At 60.3% G+C, this 18288-nt stretch carries 17 protein-coding genes and 3 tRNA genes; 4 read left to right on the forward strand and 16 right to left on the reverse strand.

The features are described 5' to 3' along the window. Nucleotides 1-3: 3 nt before the first annotated feature. The 8 genes from purQ to DCC27_RS08410 all read right to left on the reverse strand — a co-directional run bounded on the left by purQ (nucleotide 4) and on the right by DCC27_RS08410 (nucleotide 8291). Nucleotides 4-723: a phosphoribosylformylglycinamidine synthase subunit PurQ gene (gene purQ, locus DCC27_RS08375; RefSeq protein ID WP_110110519.1), complete on the reverse strand. Its 720-nt coding sequence runs from the start codon at nucleotides 721-723 to the stop codon at nucleotides 4-6. Beyond that, entirely contained in the window at nucleotides 720-989 is a 270-nt protein-coding gene (gene purS / locus DCC27_RS08380) for a phosphoribosylformylglycinamidine synthase subunit PurS (protein WP_110101254.1), read from the reverse strand. The genes purQ and purS overlap by 4 nt, the downstream gene beginning before the upstream one ends. A gap of 159 nt (nucleotides 990-1148) precedes the next feature. After that, complete coding sequence (locus DCC27_RS08385) at nucleotides 1149-3317, reverse strand: 3-hydroxyacyl-CoA dehydrogenase NAD-binding domain-containing protein (protein WP_110110520.1); 2169 nt, start codon at nucleotides 3315-3317, stop codon at nucleotides 1149-1151. 11 nt (nucleotides 3318-3328) lie between these two features. Beyond that, nucleotides 3329-4537, reverse strand: coding sequence for an acetyl-CoA C-acetyltransferase (locus DCC27_RS08390; protein WP_110110521.1), 1209 nt, complete (start codon nucleotides 4535-4537; stop codon nucleotides 3329-3331). A 136-nt stretch (nucleotides 4538-4673) separates the two neighbouring features. After that, nucleotides 4674-5684: a glycine betaine ABC transporter substrate-binding protein gene (locus DCC27_RS08395; RefSeq protein WP_246840070.1), complete on the reverse strand. Its 1011-nt coding sequence runs from the start codon at nucleotides 5682-5684 to the stop codon at nucleotides 4674-4676. After that, nucleotides 5681-6427, reverse strand: coding sequence for an ABC transporter permease (locus DCC27_RS08400; protein ID WP_110101251.1), 747 nt, complete (start codon nucleotides 6425-6427; stop codon nucleotides 5681-5683). Before DCC27_RS08400 ends, DCC27_RS08395 begins: the two co-directional genes overlap by 4 nt. A 2-nt stretch (nucleotides 6428-6429) precedes the next feature. Continuing rightward, nucleotides 6430-7653, reverse strand: a complete 1224-nt coding sequence (locus tag DCC27_RS08405) for an ABC transporter ATP-binding protein (protein ID WP_110110522.1) — start codon at nucleotides 7651-7653, stop codon at nucleotides 6430-6432. Continuing rightward, nucleotides 7650-8291, reverse strand: a complete 642-nt coding sequence (locus DCC27_RS08410; protein WP_110099074.1) for an ABC transporter permease — start codon at nucleotides 8289-8291, stop codon at nucleotides 7650-7652. Before DCC27_RS08410 ends, DCC27_RS08405 begins: the two co-directional genes overlap by 4 nt. Nucleotides 8292-8736: 445 nt before the next feature. On the opposite strand from DCC27_RS08410, the gene DCC27_RS08415 reads away from it, so the two are divergent. After that, complete coding sequence (locus DCC27_RS08415; protein WP_110110523.1) at nucleotides 8737-8943, forward strand: hypothetical protein; 207 nt, start codon at nucleotides 8737-8739, stop codon at nucleotides 8941-8943. A 152-nt stretch (nucleotides 8944-9095) separates the two neighbouring features. Here the strand turns inward: DCC27_RS08415 and DCC27_RS08420 are convergent, their stop codons facing one another. From DCC27_RS08420 to DCC27_RS08435, 4 genes are all read right to left on the reverse strand, one after another. Further along, nucleotides 9096-10088, reverse strand: a complete 993-nt coding sequence (locus tag DCC27_RS08420; RefSeq protein ID WP_110110524.1) for a M23 family metallopeptidase — start codon at nucleotides 10086-10088, stop codon at nucleotides 9096-9098. A gap of 230 nt (nucleotides 10089-10318) precedes the next feature. Beyond that, a tRNA-Phe gene (locus DCC27_RS08425) sits at nucleotides 10319-10394 on the reverse strand. Nucleotides 10395-10455: 61 nt separating this feature from the next. Continuing rightward, nucleotides 10456-10529: transfer RNA gene (locus tag DCC27_RS08430), tRNA-Asp, on the reverse strand. A 72-nt stretch (nucleotides 10530-10601) separates the two neighbouring features. Continuing rightward, nucleotides 10602-10674 (reverse strand) — tRNA-Glu (locus tag DCC27_RS08435). A 47-nt stretch (nucleotides 10675-10721) separates the two neighbouring features. Between DCC27_RS08435 and DCC27_RS08440 the strand changes: the two genes are divergently transcribed. Beyond that, nucleotides 10722-11117 carry a metallopeptidase family protein gene (locus DCC27_RS08440; RefSeq protein ID WP_110099997.1) on the forward strand — a complete coding sequence of 132 codons (396 nt, stop codon included), beginning with the start codon at nucleotides 10722-10724 and terminating at the stop codon, nucleotides 11115-11117. 298 nt (nucleotides 11118-11415) lie between these two features. Continuing rightward, nucleotides 11416-13008 carry a C40 family peptidase gene (locus tag DCC27_RS08445; protein WP_110110525.1) on the forward strand — a complete coding sequence of 531 codons (1593 nt, stop codon included), beginning with the start codon at nucleotides 11416-11418 and terminating at the stop codon, nucleotides 13006-13008. Between the two features lie 138 nt (nucleotides 13009-13146). Here DCC27_RS08445 and DCC27_RS08450 read toward each other — a convergent pair whose 3' ends face one another. Genes DCC27_RS08450 through DCC27_RS08465 form a run of 4 tightly spaced genes read right to left on the reverse strand, consistent with a single transcriptional unit; the run spans nucleotide 13147 to nucleotide 16055 of the window. After that, nucleotides 13147-14127, reverse strand: a complete 981-nt coding sequence (locus tag DCC27_RS08450) for a universal stress protein (protein WP_110101546.1) — start codon at nucleotides 14125-14127, stop codon at nucleotides 13147-13149. After that, complete coding sequence (locus DCC27_RS08455; RefSeq protein WP_168186108.1) at nucleotides 14120-15070, reverse strand: spermidine synthase; 951 nt, start codon at nucleotides 15068-15070, stop codon at nucleotides 14120-14122. The genes DCC27_RS08450 and DCC27_RS08455 overlap by 8 nt, the downstream gene beginning before the upstream one ends. Beyond that, nucleotides 15063-15656, reverse strand: coding sequence for a GNAT family N-acetyltransferase (locus tag DCC27_RS08460; protein WP_148707525.1), 594 nt, complete (start codon nucleotides 15654-15656; stop codon nucleotides 15063-15065). Before DCC27_RS08460 ends, DCC27_RS08455 begins: the two co-directional genes overlap by 8 nt. 12 nt (nucleotides 15657-15668) lie before the next feature. Continuing rightward, nucleotides 15669-16055, reverse strand: a complete 387-nt coding sequence (locus DCC27_RS08465) for a thiamine-binding protein (RefSeq protein WP_110110550.1) — start codon at nucleotides 16053-16055, stop codon at nucleotides 15669-15671. 156 nt (nucleotides 16056-16211) lie between these two features. Between DCC27_RS08465 and pta the strand changes: the two genes are divergently transcribed. Beyond that, nucleotides 16212-18275, forward strand: coding sequence for a phosphate acetyltransferase (gene pta, locus DCC27_RS08470; RefSeq protein ID WP_110110527.1), 2064 nt, complete (start codon nucleotides 16212-16214; stop codon nucleotides 18273-18275). Nucleotides 18276-18288 lie beyond the last annotated feature (13 nt).

Consider the following 18288-nt stretch of genomic DNA (forward strand, 5'->3'; position numbering starts at 1 on the left):
TCCTTAGGCTCTCGCGAGTGAGGTCAGCACGGACTGGAACACGCCCAGCCCATCGGTTCCCTGGCGCATGGTGGCAGGCGCGGCGGCTCCAGAGGCCAGTGAGGGGCCGAAACCGGCTTCCACCGCGTGTTCGGGGTGGGGCATCAACCCCACCACAGTGCCTGCCTCATTGGTAATACCGGCAATGTCGTTGCGGGATCCGTTCGGGTTGTGGCCACGGTAGCGGAAGACCACCCGGTTGGACTCCTCCAGCATCGCCAGCGTCTGCTCATCGGCAACGTATTGGCCGTCCTGGTTCTTCAACGGCACCACAATCTCCTCGCCCTGACGAAACGAGGACGTCCAGGCGGTGGTGGCGTTGTCAATGCGCAAACGTTGATCGGTGCGGATGAACTTCAGGTGATCGTTTTTGATCATCGAGCCCGGCAATAATCCGGCCTCGGTGAGGATCTGAAACCCGTTGCAAATGCCCAGCACCGGCAGGCCGGTCTCAGCTGCGGCCACCACCTGGGTCATCATCGGGGCTTTGGCGGCCATCGCCCCGGCGCGCAGATAGTCGCCGTAGGAGAATCCGCCGGGGATCACCACCGCGTCGCTACCGGCCAGGTCGGTGTCCTTGTACCACAGCTGCACCGGCTCGGCGCCGGCCAACCGCACCGCTCGGGTAGCATCGCGGTCATCGAGTGTTCCAGGAAAGGTGATAATGCCAATACGTGGGCTCATGCCTGCTCCACCGCATCGTCGTCAGCCACAGACACATTCACCACGTCTTCGATCACCGGGTTGGAGAGCAGTTCTTCACCGGCCCGACGTGCTGCCTGCAGGTGGGCCTCGGTGACCTCACCGTCGACGAACAGTTCGAAACGCTTGCCCTGACGGACTGCGGAGAAATCGGAGATCCCGATTCCGGGGAGCTGGTGGGCAATGGCTTTACCCTGCGGATCAAGAATTTCGGGTTTGAGCATCACGTCAACGACGATACGAGGCATCTGCAGTCTCCACCTTCTGACGAAATCGTGTACGTCAAAATCTTAGGCGCTTCAGCCACGCTTTGCCTATTCCGGGGGTTTTCATTGCGGGGTTAACACACCGCACCCGCCAGCACACCTCAAAGAAGCGCTGACGGGTGCGATGAGTATATGGAGTTTTTACTCGTACTTCTCGCCGGCCTTGGCCTTCGCGATCAGCCCGTCGGAGGGCAGGAAGTGGTCGCCGTACTTCTCGGCGAGTTCGCGAGCGCGATCCACGAAGCCCTGCAGGCCGCCGGCGTACTGGTTGACGTACTGCAATACGCCACCGGTCCAGGCCGGGAAGCCAATACCGAGGATCGAGCCGATGTTGGCGTCGGGTACCGAGGTCAGCACGCCTTCTTCCAGGCAGGCAATGGTGTCCAGTGCCTCAGCGAAGAGCATGCGTTCCTGCAGGTCGATCAGCTCCGGCACCGAGGTCCCGGACTTGAAGTGCTCCCGTAGCCCCGGCCACAACAGCTGACGCTTGCCGTTCTCGTCGTAGTCGTAGAACCCGCGACCGGACTTGCGGGAAGGACGATCGGCTTCTTCCACCATCCAGCGCAGTACGTCCTGGGAAGGGTGGTGTGGGGTATCGATGCCGGCGGCACGGTCTGCTTCTTCGGCCTCAGAACGGATCTTCAGCGGCAGGGTCAGCGTCAGGTCGTCCAGCAGCGACAGCGGGCCGGAGGGGTAACCGGCCTGCATTGCAGCGTGCTCGACGGTGGCCGGCTCCACACCTTCACCCACAGCCGCCAGGGCTTCGCGCATGTATTTATCGATCACCCGGGAAGTGAAGAAACCGCGCGAGTCGGTGACCACGATCGGGGTCTTGCGGATCGCGGCCACGTAGTCGAAGGCGCGTGCCAGTGCCTCATCGGAGGTCTTCTCGCCGCAAATGATCTCCACCAGTGGCATCTTGTCGACCGGGGAGAAGAAGTGAATGCCGATGAAGTCTTCCTGACGGTCCACGCCAGCAGCCAGCGAAGTGATCGGCAGGCTGGAGGTGTTGGAGCCCAGCAGTGCGTCCGGGGTGACAATGTCCTGGATTTCCTGGAACACCTGGTGTTTGAGCTCAACGGATTCGAAGACCGCCTCGATGACGAAGTCCACGCCCTCAAAATCGGAGGCTTCCCCGGTCGGGGTGATGCGGTCCAGCAGCGCCTGGGACTTTTCTTCGGTGGTCTTGCCGCGCTGTAGAGCCTTGGCCTCAAGCTTGCGGGCGTAGTCCTTACCCTTTTCAGCCGCCTCCAGCGAAACGTCCTTGAGCACCACGTCCAGTCCAGCCTTGGCGGACACGTAGGCGATGCCTGCGCCCATCAAACCGGCTCCGAGTACGCCGAGCTTTTTGATCTCCCGCGGGGCAATGCCGTCGGGACGGGAGCCACCGGACTTGATGTGCTGCATGTCGAAGAAGAAGGCCTGGATCATGTTCTTGGCCACCTGAGAGTGGGTCAGGTGAATGAAGTACCGGGTCTCAATCGCCAGTGCGGTGTCGATATCCACCGAGGCGCCCTCTACCGCGGCGGCCATGGCAGCACGCGGTGCCGGGAAGTTCGCGCCCTTCAGCTGGCGACGCAAGAGTGCCGGTAGGGCCGGTAGCTGGCTGGCGACCTTGGGGCTCTTCGGGTCCCCGCCGGGGATTTTGAAGCCCTCTTGGTCCCAGGGCTGGACCGGCTCTGGGTTGTTCTTGATCCAGGCCACCGCCGCTTCGTGAAGCTTCTCGGTGGGCACCAGCTCATCGATGAGCCCCAGCGCGTGGGCGTCTTCGGCCTTGAACTGGGTACCGGGAATCACGACTTTCTGCAGGGCGTCCTGGATACCGAGCATGCGCACCAAGCGAGTCACACCGCCACCGCCGGGAAGCAGTCCCAGGGTCACTTCGGGCACACCGTAGCGTGCCTTGGGATTATCGGAGGCGGCCAGTCGGTAGTGCGAGGCCAGGGCGATTTCGAGGCCACCGCCCAGGGCGGCACCGTGCATGGCGGCCACCACGGGTTTACCCAGTTGCTCCAGACGACGCAGTAGCGACTTGATGTGGCTGAGTTCTGCCACCTGGGCGTCGGTGTTCTCGGGGGTCATCTCGCGCAGTTGCTCGAGGTTACCTCCGGCGAACCAGGTCTTTTTCGCCGAGGTGATCACCACGCCGGTGATCTCTTCGGCTTCCAGCCGGTCCACGGTGGCTGAGAAGGCCTGCACGAAGTGGTCGTTCATGGTGTTGACCGAGGCATTGGGGTCGTCCATGGTGATGGTCACGATGCCATCGGCGTCTTGGTCCCACTGGTATCCGGTGTAGTTCTCTGTCGTCATGACTGTTCCCCTTAGACTCGCTCGATAATGGTCGCAATACCCATGCCGCCACCGATGCACAGGGTGGCCAGACCGCGCTGCTGGTCGGTGCGCTCGAGCTCATCGAGCAACGTACCCAAAATCATCGCGCCGGTCGCACCCAATGGATGGCCCATGGCGATGGCACCACCGTTGACGTTGACCTTTTCATCCGGAACGCCCAGCTCCTTCTGCCACTTCATCACCACAGCGGCGAAGGCCTCATTGAGTTCGAACAGGTCAATATCGTCCACGCTCAGACCCGCCTTGGCCAGTGCTTTCTCAGTGGCCGGGGTCGGGCCGGTGAGCATGATGGTCGGTTCCGACCCGGTGACCGCCGTCTGAATAACCTTGGCGCGCGGGGTCAGGCCCAGCTTCTCACCGATCTCGGCAGAACCGAGCAACACCAGGGCGGAGCCGTCAACGATGCCGGAAGAGTTACCGGGACCGTGGACGTGGTTGATCCGCTCCAACCAGTGGTATTTCTGCAAGGCAACGTCATCGAAACCAGCCTGGGCACCGATCTTGGCGAAACTGGCGGGCAGTTCGCCCAGGGATTCCACGGTGGAGCCGGGACGGCGGTGTTCATCGTGGTCGAGCAGCACATGACCGTTGATGTCTTTCACCGGCACGATCGAGCGGTCGAAGCGACCTTCTTGCCACGCGGTCTCAGCCCGCTGCTGGGAACGAGCGGCGTAGGTGTCGACGTCTTCGCGGCTGAAACCTTCCACCGTGGCAATCAAGTCTGCGGAGATACCCTGGGGCACGAAGTAGGAGTCATAGGCGGTGGCGGGGTCCTGAGAGTACGGGCCACCGTCAGCACCCAGTGGCACCCGCGACATGGATTCCACGCCGCCGGCCAGCACGAGATCTTCGAAGCCGGAGCCGATCTTCTGGGCGGCCAGGTTCACGGCTTCCAGACCGGAGGCGCAGAACCGGTTGACCTGAACGCCGGCGGCGGTATCGGGTAGCGACGACGCCAGGGCAGCGGCGCGAGCGATATCTCCACCCTGGTCTCCAACCGGGGAGACCACGCCCAGGACAATGTCGTCAATGAGTTGTGGATCTAACGAGGGGTTGCGTTCTTGGATGGCTTCGATCAAGCCCACCACCAGGTCGATGGGTTTCACCGAGTGCAACGACCCGTTCTTATTCTTCCCGCGCGGAGTTCGCACGGCATCATAGATATATGCCTCGGGCATGGACCTTCCTTTTCCTTTTCTGTGAGCTAGGACTCAATCAACAGTATTGAGGATAGCGTCTCATACCTGCAACTCGAGTTACAGGTAGCTGAGCCCGAGACAACGTTTTAGCGGACGTTGTCATGCCGTCCGCTCCCTAGCTGTCGGTGACTACTCCCAAATCTTTAAGGTATTCATAGGCCACGTCACCGTAGTCTTCTCCGTCCACGTCCACGCGGGCATTAAGTTCCTGCATCCGGTCATTGTCTAGGTCAGCGACGACCGGCGCAAAGAGGTCTTCAAGCTGGGGGTATTGCTCGGCGAGCTCACTGTCAACGACCGGTGCCATGTTGTATTTGGGGAAAAATCCCTGCGGGTCTTCCAGCGCTACCAGGTCCAACGCCTTAATACGACCGTCGGTGAAAAATACCTCACCGAAGGTACAGGTTCCGTTAGCAAGGGCCGCATAGATCGCTCCGGTGTCGATAATCGACACCTGTTCAGAAGGAGGTTCATCCATCCCGTATTCCTCCAGCATCGGGATAAACCCATCATTGCGAGCCTGGAACTCGGCATCCACACAAAATGTTTGTTCTGCCTCGGGGAGCTTCGTCATATCGTCCAGGGATGAGACCCCGTATTCTTCAGCCGTCTCCCTGCGCACAGCCATTGTATACGTGTTGTTCATTTCCGCGGGCTCGTACCACATTAGCCCGTTGGACTTGTCCGCGTCCCGCACAGCTTCGTATTGTTCCTGGGAATCGGGTATCGGATCAGTGTGCCCCATATATGTGATCCAGGCTGTCCCTGTATATTCCAAGGTGAGGTCAACATCACCTGTCAACTGGGCCTGGCGAACCGAGGTCGAGCCGGGAATATTCGTCAGGTCCTGAACGTCAGCCCCCGCTGACTGCAGTAGCACCACAGCGATCTTGCCCAGAAGGATTTGCTCGGTGAAGTTCTTGGAACCAACGGAAATACTGGCACCGTCAAGGCTAATGTCGGCGACCTCACCGGTCAGCGTCCCCGAGGGAGTGTAACCGCCGGCAGTACCCAAACCACAACCGGACAGGACCAGGCTTCCGATGAGCCCGAGACTACTCACGCCGATAACAGCTCGACGTTTAGCGACCCGAAGCAACATCTTCAACGACATTGACCGTTTCACGCAGTCACCCCCTTCGGAGCCAAGATCGCTTCACACAGTCTTCCCACCCATTCGATCAGCAGGGCTAGAGTACCAATCAACAGGGCACCCGAAATCAGAATGGGAAACCGGTACAGGCTGATTCCGGTGGTGATGAGTGTCCCGAGGCCACCAGCGTCAATAAAAGTCGCGAAGGCCCCAGCACCCACCAATAGCACGAGTGCTGTGCGCACCCCGACCATGATCACTGGTAGTGCCATCGGTAGCTCGACTCTGAAGAGAACTTGCCACGGAGACATCGAAATCCCCCTGGCAACCTCAATAAGTTCGGGGTCAACGGAGCGCAAGGCTGCAATCGTATTGGCCAGCACGGGCAAGAAAGCGTAGATCCACAGCGATACAACAGCAGTTGTCGCCCCGAATCCCCACCACATGGCCAGTAGCACGATCACACCGATCACCGGTGCTGCCTGTCCCATATTGGCAATGAAGGTCACCGGAGTTGCCAGCCGGCGTAAGCTACCGCGCGTGAGGAGAATTCCGACGGGAATCGCGGTGAGTACTACAACAATGGTGCAGACCAAGACCAGTACAACGTGCTCGCCCGCCATGACCGCCACGTTGGAGAGGTCCAAGGTACGGGCTTCAATATCGTCCAAAGTTGCGGCCGCTTGCCAGACCAGCCAACCCCCCAGCAAGATGATCACGAGCACCGGGATACCCGCCAGCAAGATTTTGTCTTCGCGAGAAAGCCTTCGCCACATGATCAGTTCACTCCCCGCACATCGTCAGTCAGATTGTCGGATGAACCGGGCTGTTGCTCGTCGTGTACCGGCTGCGCAACCTGTTCATTCAGGGCGCGGACATAATCCGTCACCGTCTCATAAAGCAACACACCCTGGTAGGTGCCACGCTTGACCACCATGGCACCACCGTGGGAGGAGGTGAGCATTGCGTCGAGCGCGTCATTGAGAGTTGACCGGTGGTCGATGACGGTCTGCAAATCCGCCTTGGGATCTGGCACCGTAGCCTGTCGTTGGAGCGTGCGCAGGCTGACCCAGTCACGGGGCTCGTCACGCTCATTAAGGATCACAACAGCACTCGCTCCCGCTACTGTGGCCCGTTGCACTACCTCATCCACAGACTCGCCAATCCGGGCTGTGGGTGGATGCGACAACCCAAGTTCGTCAACCCGCCGTAAGCTGAGCTGTTTTAAGGTTGATCCAGCACCGATGAAATCGTCGACAAAATCGCTGGCCGGTGCGGCGAGAACCTTTTCTGGCGTGTCGTACTGCGCGATCGTGGCTCCTGGTTGGAAAATCACCATCCGGTCACCCAGTTTGATCGCTTCATCTATATCGTGAGTCACGCACACGATCGTCTTCTGCAGTTCAGACTGAATCCGCATAAGTTCATCCTGCAATCGCGAGCGCGTCACCGGGTCAACCGCGCCGAACGGCTCATCCATCAGCACGATCGGGGGATCAGCAGCCAGTCCACGCGCCACACCCACACGCTGTTGCTGTCCGCCGGAGAGTTCCCTCGGATAGCGGTCACGGTAAATCTGCGGGTCAAGCCCCACCATGTCCAGAAGCTCATCTACTCGGGCGCGGATCCGCTTCTTATCCCACTTGAGTAGCCCCGGGACGAGGCCAATATTGGCGCCCACAGTCAGGTGCGGCAACATCCCACCGCCCTGAATCACGTAGCCGATATTGCGACGCAACCTCGTGGGATTGTGGTTGGTCACATCGTCCCCGTCAATCAGAATCGTGCCAGCGCTTGGTTCGATCAGTCGATTGATCATCTTCAACGTGGTGGTTTTCCCACATCCCGATGGCCCAACAAACATCACCATCTCACCGGCAGGAATGACGAGGTCCATCTCCTGGACGGCAGGATTTTTCTGCCCGGGGTACCGTTTGGAAACCTTGCGAAGTTCGATCTCAACGCCGCGGTTGGATTCGTGATGACGCTGTGACTCTGTCATGCTTTTTGTCCCTTCGAAGTGGTGAGGCGGGTCAGACCCATGAGTAAGAGGTCAAGAATGAGCGCCACGATCACGATGCCAAAAGTGCCAACCAAGGCGTAGTACACCGCGTTTGCCCCTCCAATTTGACTGAGGCCCGAGAAAATGTATCCACCCAGTCCAGGTCCTAGGGCATAGGCCGCGATGGCGGCTACACCCATGGACATCTGAGCAGAGACTCGCACGCCGGTCATAATGATCGGCCAGGCCAGTGGCAACCGTACTCGGAACAAGACTGCCGCAGGCCCCATCCCTTGACCACGGGCGGACTCGACAACCAGCGGATCTATGGCTTGCAAGCCGACAATGGCATTTCGCATGATCGGCAGGATCGCGTAAAAGGTCACCAAGACCACCGACGGTAAAGTACCGATACCCACGATGGGAATCACCAGCCCAAGCAAGGCCAGTGAGGGCACGGTCAACCCGATAGAGCTCAGAGCGTTCGCAACCGAAGCACCCCACGGCCGTGACGACACCAACATTGCGATCACTAAAGCAATAATCGTGGCTAAGATCAGCGCTTGAACCACTAAGCTGGCGTGTTGGTAGGAGCGAAAAAGAATATCTCCCCACCGCGAAGTTAGAAACTCAAGCACATTCAGGACCGCCTTCCAAGGAATCCATGAGACGTCATGCGTCACCCTCAGGTCGTCGCAGGGCGAGTTTAACGGAGTGATATTTTCTTATTCAACCCCCCGCCCTCGCTTCGCCGTTTAACAAGCGAACCGTGGGCACGGGACCGGTGGCGAGCGCTGACTAGAGGGACATGCATTGGAAGGATCTCTAAATCGTTGCACGATCCGGTCACCACTCGTTCCTCTTGAAACGCGTGCAGTCCATCGACCTGGAACAGCCAGATGAGCTAGGCCCCTATGAACTGGATGTGCTCACCGCTCAACGCGAGAACGCCACCCGAGAGCTTCTGGAGGTATTCGAGCGTTTCCCTGCTCTGACCGTTGCCTCGGTGTCCTCGCGCAACTTACGATCGATTAACAAGATGGCAGGGCGAGATGCGTCCATGAGAAACAACGGGAGAAACGCTTGGAAGAAAAGAGCGAATCAACTCAGCAAAGCATCGGTCTGTTCATCCTGGCAGGCATCCACATGGTGGTTCTGATCGGGCTCCAGCTATCTGGTGCTCTCAGCGATATGATGTTGAGCGCTATTACCTGGTTCGTTGGGATGATGGTGGCCACATGGTGCGTGCTCAAAGCAGTCATACCGTTGCTGAGCAACACAGAACGCTGAGTTTTCCGGGCCGACACCACGGCCCCGGAACTGACCACGAGGAGACCCCCGTACAACGAGACCGCTACCACGGCGGTCGTGATCGATGATCAACCGTTGATTTTGCATATTTTGCGGGAATGCTCGATCGGCGATGGGTCGTGGAGGCCACCCTACCCGACCGAGCCGAATTCGACGACCTGAAAAATCTGCCCGTTTCGAGGCATCTCGGTCACGGCATTTGCCGCGCGGTCTTTAGCAAAGGGCTTCCACGCTGGATCCAGATCGCCCAGCTCAACACCCGACCAAACGAAGGGTAACCCCGCAGCCGCATCCGGTGACCCGCGATCCATTAGCTGTACATGCAGGTGCGGCTCGGTGGTGTTTCCGGTATTGCCCACCTCGGCCAGCTGTTCCCCGGCTCTCACTCGCTGTCCCGGAACCACCACCACGGAGTCACGGCGCAAGTGCGCGTACGCTGCGAAGGTTCCGTCATCGTGTTGAACCACCACGCGATTGCCGAATATGGCTCGATATCCGCCAAAAAATTCGCTGGCCGGGCCCTCAAGAAGGAGCATCAAGATCCGCCCGAGCCAGGTGTCGCGCGCCCGTTTGTCGCGTTGCCGATCAGCCGCCTGAAGCACTGTTCCATCCGCGATCGCGTACACGGGCTCACCGAAACAGGTGAACTCCTCGGGGCGCGTTCCACGCCCGAGCAAACGTACATCGGCCGGGTTGATCGTTGTGGTCATGTCTTCGGCAACGGAGGGATGGACCAGATCCACGGCGCTGAATTGTCCACGTGTCTCCGTACCGTGACTGGGCAGTTGCTGACCGGGGCTATTGACTGCCAGCCACCGTCCGCGCACTGGAGGCTGAACCACAACGGGTGCACGAGCCGGCGTCACCGGGGCAATTCCGACCAGCAGGCACCCGGTAAGAACCAGCATCATGACAGCGAGAACCCAGCCGAAACCGCCCGGTGGATTAAACAAGCCAGTCAGGTCAGCCACGATCAGTAGTAGCCCCGCTAGTATCAGCATCCGCCACAACGGACGCAGGGTGGACAGTATCCGACGCAGCCGGTGCACTGCTGGGGCACTGGTGCCCCTAGAATGGTGGTCCGCCTCGGTACCGTCTGTGCTGACGGCCTCACTCCGTTTCATCTCGACCAGCCCTCATTCTCTGTCGTGACGTGAGCCACTCTTCGACGAAGCCTACCATCAGGTTCCACCTGGCGACATCAGTCACGTTGCCCCGGGGCCGGGGTGACAGCGATCAGCCAGAAACGGTCGAAACGCACCGTATGTGTTCCACCAGTTCCAATGCGGTGAGGGCGCGATGGTCGATCCGAGATACGGGGTAAAAGCAAAACCCCCGCGCTAGGCGAGGGTTTTGGTGGCTCCGACCGGCGTCGATCCGGTGACCTTTCGATTTTCAGTCGAACGCTCTACCAACTGAGCTACAGAGCCTGTTGAGTGGTACTCACTCTTGGACAAAGAGCCTGTCCGATTGGACAGGCTCTCGCATCCGCGACCCTGACGGGACTTGAACCCGCGACCTCCGCCGTGACAGGGCGGCGCGCTAACCAACTGCGCTACAGGGCCATTGAACAGGAACCTACAGTATCAGAGATTTCCCACTCACTGAAATCGTGTCAATCAACAGTCTTTCAGTCGTACCCCCAACGGGATTCGAACCCGTGCCGCCGCCGTGAAAGGGCGGTGTCCTAGGCCGCTAGACGATGGGGGCCTGGCAAATTCGTGAGACTCCACAGATGTCCCGTGAACTTGACCTCCATGAGTTTACGACGAAAACTCTACAGTGTGCAAATCGAGCCATTATCTAACGCCGAATTCGACGCGATCGTTGAAGCTGCCCTCGAGGAGCTCCCTGAGCAAGTGCGCAGTCTTTTGGATAACATCGTGATCTTTGTCGCCGACGAATACGAGCCACTCCCCGACGAAGAGCCACAGCCCGAACTCCTCGGACTCTATGAAGGGGTACCGCTCGATGAGCGTGGCGACGACCCACTGGGCATGCCTGACCATCTGACGATCTTCAAGAATCCGCTCGAGCGCATGGTCTCATCTTACGAAGAGCTCGCTCGGCAAATCCGCATCACCGTGATGCACGAAATCGCCCACTACTTCGGTATTAGCGACGAGCAACTGCACGCCTGGGGCTGGGGATAGACCACTGCTCTCCCCGTTTCTGCCTGGCGTGCAAAAGGTCACGAAACGATGCCAAAACCGCAGAAACTCGCGAATTCCACGGTCATTCAATCCTAAATTACACCGTTGTTATTTATGTTATTCCTGGGGTTCTTGTTGCATTTGTGACAATTGTGCAACTATTCTGGACCAAGAAGTTGGCATTTCTTCGGCGTGTCGCAGTGACAGATCCGAATCGTAATGATCTCGTGACACAACGGTGAAGAAATGATCTCGACCTCACTGCCCGAATCACTTGCCAGAGAATGAGGACGTTGTCGTGAAATCTCGCCGTCTAATTGGGGTTACCGCCTCGGTGGCCATTGTCACCGCAACCGCAGTCGCCGCGGCCGCAGTACCAAATATGTTGGATGCTGACGCCTCTCGCCAGCATGACGCCGCTGATCTACCGAAAGTTCCGAGCTCGCAAGAGATCGACCAAGCCAAAACGTCAGATGCCAATCGGGATCAGATGCGCCAGCGACTCATCGATTCCATCTTGAAGACCTCCGAGCGATTCGCCGATATCGAGGCAGCCGCTCTGGAAGCTAATGAGAACGCCCGCTCGATGTCAGAAGCGGCGGCAGCTGCACGTCGTGACGCTGAAGATGCCCGAAAGGCTGCGGAAAATGCAGCTGAGCAAGCCTCTGACTCCGAAGAAGCTGTCGGCGCAGCCGCCGGTGAGATGTACCGCAACGGTAACGGTTCGGCGAGCGACCTGATGCTGGGCGATGAAGATAGCCTCAGCCAGCGTTCGACCGCCGAAAACCTCGCTAATCGTCAAGCTCGTGAAGGACAAGAAGCTGTCCGCCAAGCCAATGAGGCCGACAGCCTGCTGGCAAACGCCGAAGCGAAGGAAGCAGACGCCGAACAAAAGGCCGAAGAGGAAGCTCGCGCTCAGGCAGAACGTGAAGAGGAAGCCCGTCGCTACGAAGAAGAGCGCCAAGAGCTCGACAAACTTCGTTCTGATCTCATCAAGGCGTGGGCAGAGCTAGAGGGCATCCCGGAAGAAGAGGCTGCCGAAAGAATTGACGAGATCGAGGAAGAAGAATGGGCCGCCGAGCTAGACCGCGTTCTGGGGCAAATCGACGCGCGGGAGACCGAGCAGAGTTCCCCCGCATCGACACAGCCGGCCGTTGAGGCCGAACCTACTCCGGTCACCGAAGAACCCACCCCGTCAGAGACCACGGAAGAACCGACGCCGTCGGCAACCCCGTCCGAGACCCCTAGCTCGGCTCCGGCTAGCCCGTCTCCCACGCAGACCTCTTCGGCACCGGCCAGCCCGTCGCCCACCCAGAGCTCTTCCGCACCGGCTAGCCCGTCTCCCACCCAGAGCTCCTCGGCACCGTCTCGGTCGGGCTCAGGTTCCTCCTCAAACGGTCGCGCGTCAAGCTCGCCGTCGCCGACGAAGTCTGCCCCGAAGAAGTCTCCGTCTAAGGCTCCGTCGAAATCCCCGTCCACCGGCACGGCAGGGTCCTCCTCGTCCTCCGGTTGGGCCAGCACTGCAATCCAGTTTGCCGTGGGCAAGGCCAATGACCCCAACACCTATTACTCCTGGGGCGGCAACGGCCCCCAAGGCTATGACTGCTCGGGTCTGACTGTGGCTGCGTTCAATGCCGCCGGAAAGTCGTTGCCCCGTAGCTCGAAGGCACAGTACGCTGCCGCCAAGCAGTACGTGCCACTGAGCCAGATGCAGCCCGGTGACCTGGTGTTCTGGTCCAATAATGGATCTGGGTCCGGTGTGTACCACGTGGCGATCTACATGGGTAATAACCAGATTGTCCACGCCCGCAACCCGCAGATGGGTATTTCAGTGACTGCCTTGAACTACGGCGGTATGCACAACATCCTGCCTCAAGCGGGACGCTACTAGATTCCCTCGGGGGTCCGGAGTCCGGGGAAGTTCTCCGGATCCTTGGGGGTTACTACCTCATCTCACACACCGCAGGGCGGTTGCCAGTCATGTGGCAACCGCCCTGTCAGACGTTAAAGGACTGGTAACGACAATATCTTAGGAATGATCCGGACGCTTGTCTTTGTGCTCATCCAGGGTGGGGCCAAAGTCGGTGCGGTCTTCCAACCGAGGATCGTCGTAGGCCGGCACCACCAGCACCGGCCCCTTGGCGTGAGAGACGATGCCTTGAGAGGTCGAACCCAGCAGTGCCCCGGTGAAGCCACCCAGTCCACGAGTTCCGACGACGACCAGGCGGGCGGTTTCTGATTCTTTGACCATCACATCAACCGGAACGCCGTCGACGACTTCCGCTTCAATCCGTAACTGCGGGAAATGGTGTTGCAACCAGTTGCGACCGTACTCCATTTTTTCGCGAAGCTCTTCGAGGAGAGCGTTTTCATCCACGGGAGCAGGCAACCATTCCACGGCCGGAGAAACCGGGGCCATGGCGGTGACTAACCGCACCCAGGTTCCACGATTCATGGCTTCCTCGCCGGCGCGGAGCATGGCCAGTCGTGCCTGCCTCGACCCGTCGGCACCAACCACCACCGGTGCATCAGTTCCGGCGCGGGATTCTTCAGCACCTTTCGGCACCAACGCGACCGGGCACTTAGCGCGTGCCGGGAGCCCACGCGACACCGATCCCACCAGCAGACCGAGGAAACCGCCTCGACCGCGGGGGCCGGCAACCAGCAGGTCGGCGTGTTCGGAGTAATCGACCAGCACCGTGGCGGGATCGCCGAGCTCAGTGGCTGCTCGGATCTCCACATCGGTGGGTCCGAGCTTTTCGGCGGTTGCTTCTAAAATCTTGCGCGCGGAATCGGCCAGCGCGTTATCGTGTTCGGATCCGCCTGCGGAATCCATCACCATCGACGGAAACATTGGCAAGCTATAGACGGAGATGAGCGTCAGTGGGCGGTGAGTGCGTTCTGCTTCCCGCAACGCCCAGGTGGCAGCGGCCAGTGACCGCTTCGAGCCGTCAACTCCGACCACCACGCCATGAGTTTTTCCCTGATATGCAGTGTTCTGGTCACTCATGATTGTCACCCTTCTCTTGATCCCCACAGCGTCTGCCTGTGGTTAACTCCAGCTTACTGACTTTGGTCCGCAACGGGGCCGTACGCGGTGCCGCACCGGCGCAAAAGTCATCCAGTTCTCGGGCCTTCCAGCGCAGGTGGGCCGGCAGTGGATCTGCCAATACCGCGCGCTGGAGTCCAACCAGCCCGCCGAGTTCCGCGCGCGGGATCTCGGCGTTGCTGGCAGCAAAGATCATGTTCCCGCGACGGCGAGATTTGAACATACTCGGATCGGATATCAGGATCACCTCCGAGAACACCTCTCGGAGTGTCGCCACTTCACTCCGGGCATCGGCTAGTCCGGTTGGGCCTGCGTAGTTGATGAGGTACACGCCGTCGGGACCGAGAATGCGTGCTGCTTCTTCGGTGGCTTCCAGCCCGGTGAGATGTTCGGGCGTGACCTGGTGACCGGTGTCCTGATCCTGGGCGAACACATCGCGGAAGATCACGTCCCGCGACCCCGTAGCACCGGTGGCTAACACCTCGCCCGCCTCAGCGGCCCGGATCGTCAACCGCGGTGCTCGCGGCAGGCCACAGTGTTCTCGGACCAGGTTTACCAGGGTCGCATCATCATCCACCGCTGTTTGGCGCGAGTCCGGATAAACCGCGGCCGCCCACCGGGCCATGGTGCAACCGCCAGCGCCCAAGTGCAGAAACCGTAACCGGGTGTCAGTCGAAAACCGGTGGGTGATCACCGCGGCCGCCCACCGCATGTACTCAAAGCCCAGCTCGGTGGGATGGTCCACATTGATCTGCGAGGATTCAGCACCATTAATCATTAACAGCCAGGCGCCAGCCGTGAAGGGGTCCTCGGTGATCACCGCGACTCCGCTGTCGATCTGGTAGTGGCCGGGGGTGATATCGGCCGGTGATGTTTTCTGCGAGCGCCCGCCTCGTTTAGCCATCAGCACCCCTGACCATGAGTTGTTCGGTCATTCCGGCCCAGTCTCCCTCGGTGACCGTTACCGGCTCCCCCACCGGACGATACCCCAGAGCCCTAAAGAACTCGTGGTCACGCCACACCCTGGCCACGCTGGGTCGCGGGCCGAGCGCGGTTTGTACCAGCGCGGTGCCCAACCCGCGACGCCGGGATTCGGCCAGCACATAAACACCCCGAACTTCTCGCACCGGCCAGGCGCCCGGGTTTTCGTCCAGTTCCGGTAGCTCACCCTGATCTGCCAGGCGTTGGCACCACGTGCGAGTGGTGTCAGCCAGCTCGTCCACGGTGGCGACACCCTGCACCCGGTCGCGGAGGTCTTCGGCCAGAAACAGCCGCGGGTCATCGGCTGTTGCTCGAGCGCGACGTCGCCAGAAAGCCACCTGGCCCTCAGCGCTGGCATGGGCCTTGGCACTAAATGCAGCGCCCAATACCGGGGTATATATCTCCTCCCACACCGCAAGTTTGACCGGTATGACCCGCTCAACGTCGGCCTCAGCCGCCGAGCGCACGTAGTAGCGTGCCCCGGTCTCGGTGCGTGAAGACCGTCGCAAAAATCGTCTCATCTACTCGCTGGTGCCCTGTGCACTCGAGTGGTGCGCACTCTCACCCCGCGACTGCAGGAGGTGTTCCAGCCGGTTCAGTTTGCCATCGAGCTCACCGGTGAATCCGGGGCGGATATCGGCCTTCATCACCAAGGAGATCCGAGAGCCGTAGGGTTCCAGGGCGGTCACGCAGTCTTTAATAACCCCCATGACCTCATCCCATTCACCTTCGATCTCGGTGAACATCGAGGAGGTGCGGTAGGGCAATCCGGAGGCGCGTACCACGGCGATGGCCTCAGCCACAGCACGCGAGACCGACCCGGCAGCGGTGGCTTCCGGAGACCCGGAGGCAGCATCGGCACCCAGCGATCCGGTGCCGGAGGTTGTGATCGAAAATGCAATAATCATGGTTCCAGTCTGCCCCACAACCCCAGGTTTTCTCATCTCTAACGTTAGAAGCGTCACGTGAGCACTGTGTACCAGCCCCTTAGGCGTGGGCGGTGTTGTCGATATAGTTAGAAGTGACCCACACCAATCTCCGTTTCACCGGTCGAGAGGATGCGTATGTCCCAAGGCTTGTTCATTTCCACCACCACCGCCGGCACCGGAAAATCTCTGGTCAGCCTCGGGGTGGCCGACTCCATCTATAAGCGCACCGGCTCACTAGGCTACTTCCGCCCCATCTCCCCAGACCCACAGCGGGACCCCATGGTGCACCTGATGCGCGAGAATTTTGATCTCAGTGAAGAACAAGCCCGGGCCGGTTTGAGCTCGGCTGAAGTCCGTGAGCTGGTCGCCACCGGAGAAGAAGACGAGATCTTCGCTCGGTGCGTCGATATTTTCGAGCAAATCTCCGCCGACGTGGTCGTGGTCGAAGGCACCGATTTCGTGGAGGCCGACTCCGCCCTCGAACTCGAACTGAACTCCCGGCTGGCACTGAACCTCAACATCCCGGTGCTGGCCGTGGTCTCTGGCGCCGACTTGAGCCCGGAGGGCGTCTCCAGTGCGGTGGAGCTCACCCGGACCACCATCAACGAGTCTGGCGCCGAGCCCATGGCGGTGATCGTCAACCGCGCCAACCCCGACCAACTGGAAGCCATCGAGTCCTCGCTCCGTCCGGGGAAGTCCCAGGCCAAGGTCTACGTCGTCCCGGAACTTCCCGAACTCACGTTGCCCTCGATCGCTGAGATCGCCCAGGCGTTAAACCTCGAGCACATTAGCGGGTCTGATCAGTTCCAGCGCGATGTTTCCGAGGTCAAGGCCGTCTCAATGGAAGGCGGCAACTTTTTGAGCATTCTCAACGAGGGCGCTTTGGTGATCGTCTCCGGGGACCGCTCCGATGCCATTCTGGCGACCATGGCCTCCGCGCTGGTGCCCGAATTCCCGGTCCCCTCGGGCATGATCCTGACCAATTCGATGTTGCCACGGGCTGAGATCCAGAAGATGTACGCCAACGCGCCCTTCCCGATCTTTGCCTCCTTCGGCGACACATTCAGCACCACCACCGCGGTCTCCCGGGTCCGCGCCGAGCTCTCCAGCGCCCAGCCGCGCAAAATCGCTGCCGCCCTGGGGGCGTGGCACGAACGCGTCGATGGTGACGAGTTGCTGGAGCGACTGGAATTGACCAACTCCTCGGCGATGACCCCGGTGCGGTTCTTGCACCAGCTGATCTCACGGGCCGTGGCCGACCGCAAACGTATCGTGTTGCCGGAAGGACACGATCCCCGCATTCTGCGTGCCGCGGAGATCCTGCACCGTCGCAATGTGTGTGATCTGGTGATCCTCGGCGATGTCGACCAGATCCAGGAATTGGCCGCCACCGAGGGCGTGGACCTGCATGAGATTACGCTGATCGACCCGGCCGAATCCCCGGACCGGCAACGCTACGCCGAAGAATACGCGCGCCTGCGGGCCCACAAGGGCGTAGATCTGGACCGGGCCCGAGAAGTCATGCTCGATGGCGCCTATTTCGGCACCATGATGGTCCACCTCGACGAGGTCGACGGCATGGTCTCCGGTGCGGCCAACACCACCGCCCACACCATCCGTCCGGCCCTGGAATTCATCAAGACCCGCCCCGAGGTCTCAATCGTCTCCTCGGTATTCTTCATGTTGTTGCCCGACCGGGCGCTAGTTTACGGCGACTGCGCGGTCAATCCCACCCCGAACGCCGAACAGCTGGCCGATATTGCCATCGCCTCGGCGACCACCGCCGAGCAATTCTCGGTTCAGCCCCGGGTGGCGATGCTGTCCTACTCCACCGGCACCTCCGGATCCGGTGAGGCCGTGGATAAGGTCCGTGAGGCCACCGATCTGGTCCACGCCCATGCTCCCCACCTGAAGGTCGACGGCCCGCTGCAGTACGATGCTGCGGTCTCGGCCTCGGTGGCGGCCTCCAAGATGCCGGATTCGGATGTGGCCGGTCAGGCCACGGTGTTCATCTTCCCGGATCTGAACACCGGGAATAACACCTATAAGGCCGTCCAACAGTCCTCCGGTGCCGTGGCGGTCGGCCCGGTACTGCAAGGCCTGAATAAGCCGGTCAACGACCTCTCCCGCGGCACCACCGTGGAGGACATTGTCAACACCGTCGCTATCACCGCCGTGCAAGCACAGGCTCGCGACTAACTCATCCCGCGCC

The organism is Auritidibacter sp. NML130574 (assembly GCF_003185725.2).
GTDB classification, from domain to species: Bacteria; Actinomycetota; Actinomycetes; order Actinomycetales; family Micrococcaceae; genus Auritidibacter; species Auritidibacter ignavus.

What these genes read in the sequence shown, in the direction of transcription:
- DCC27_RS08400 (WP_110101251.1), bottom strand. Translation starts at nt 6,427, where the DNA reads ATGTGGCGAAGGCTTTCTCGCGAAGACAAAATCTTGCTGGCGGGTATC.
- pta (WP_110110527.1), top strand. Translation starts at nt 16,212, where the DNA reads ATGTCCCAAGGCTTGTTCATTTCCACCACCACCGCCGGCACCGGAAAA.
- DCC27_RS08405 (WP_110110522.1), bottom strand. Translation starts at nt 7,653, where the DNA reads ATGACAGAGTCACAGCGTCATCACGAATCCAACCGCGGCGTTGAGATC.
- purS (WP_110101254.1), bottom strand. Translation starts at nt 989, where the DNA reads ATGCCTCGTATCGTCGTTGACGTGATGCTCAAACCCGAAATTCTTGAT.
- DCC27_RS08455 (WP_168186108.1), bottom strand. Translation starts at nt 15,070, where the DNA reads ATGGCTAAACGAGGCGGGCGCTCGCAGAAAACATCACCGGCCGATATC.
- DCC27_RS08450 (WP_110101546.1), bottom strand. Translation starts at nt 14,127, where the DNA reads ATGAGTGACCAGAACACTGCATATCAGGGAAAAACTCATGGCGTGGTG.
- DCC27_RS08390 (WP_110110521.1), bottom strand. Translation starts at nt 4,537, where the DNA reads ATGCCCGAGGCATATATCTATGATGCCGTGCGAACTCCGCGCGGGAAG.
- DCC27_RS08465 (WP_110110550.1), bottom strand. Translation starts at nt 16,055, where the DNA reads ATGATTATTGCATTTTCGATCACAACCTCCGGCACCGGATCGCTGGGT.
- DCC27_RS08385 (WP_110110520.1), bottom strand. Translation starts at nt 3,317, where the DNA reads ATGACGACAGAGAACTACACCGGATACCAGTGGGACCAAGACGCCGAT.
- DCC27_RS08440 (WP_110099997.1), top strand. Translation starts at nt 10,722, where the DNA reads ATGAGTTTACGACGAAAACTCTACAGTGTGCAAATCGAGCCATTATCT.
- DCC27_RS08420 (WP_110110524.1), bottom strand. Translation starts at nt 10,088, where the DNA reads ATGAAACGGAGTGAGGCCGTCAGCACAGACGGTACCGAGGCGGACCAC.
- purQ (WP_110110519.1), bottom strand. Translation starts at nt 723, where the DNA reads ATGAGCCCACGTATTGGCATTATCACCTTTCCTGGAACACTCGATGAC.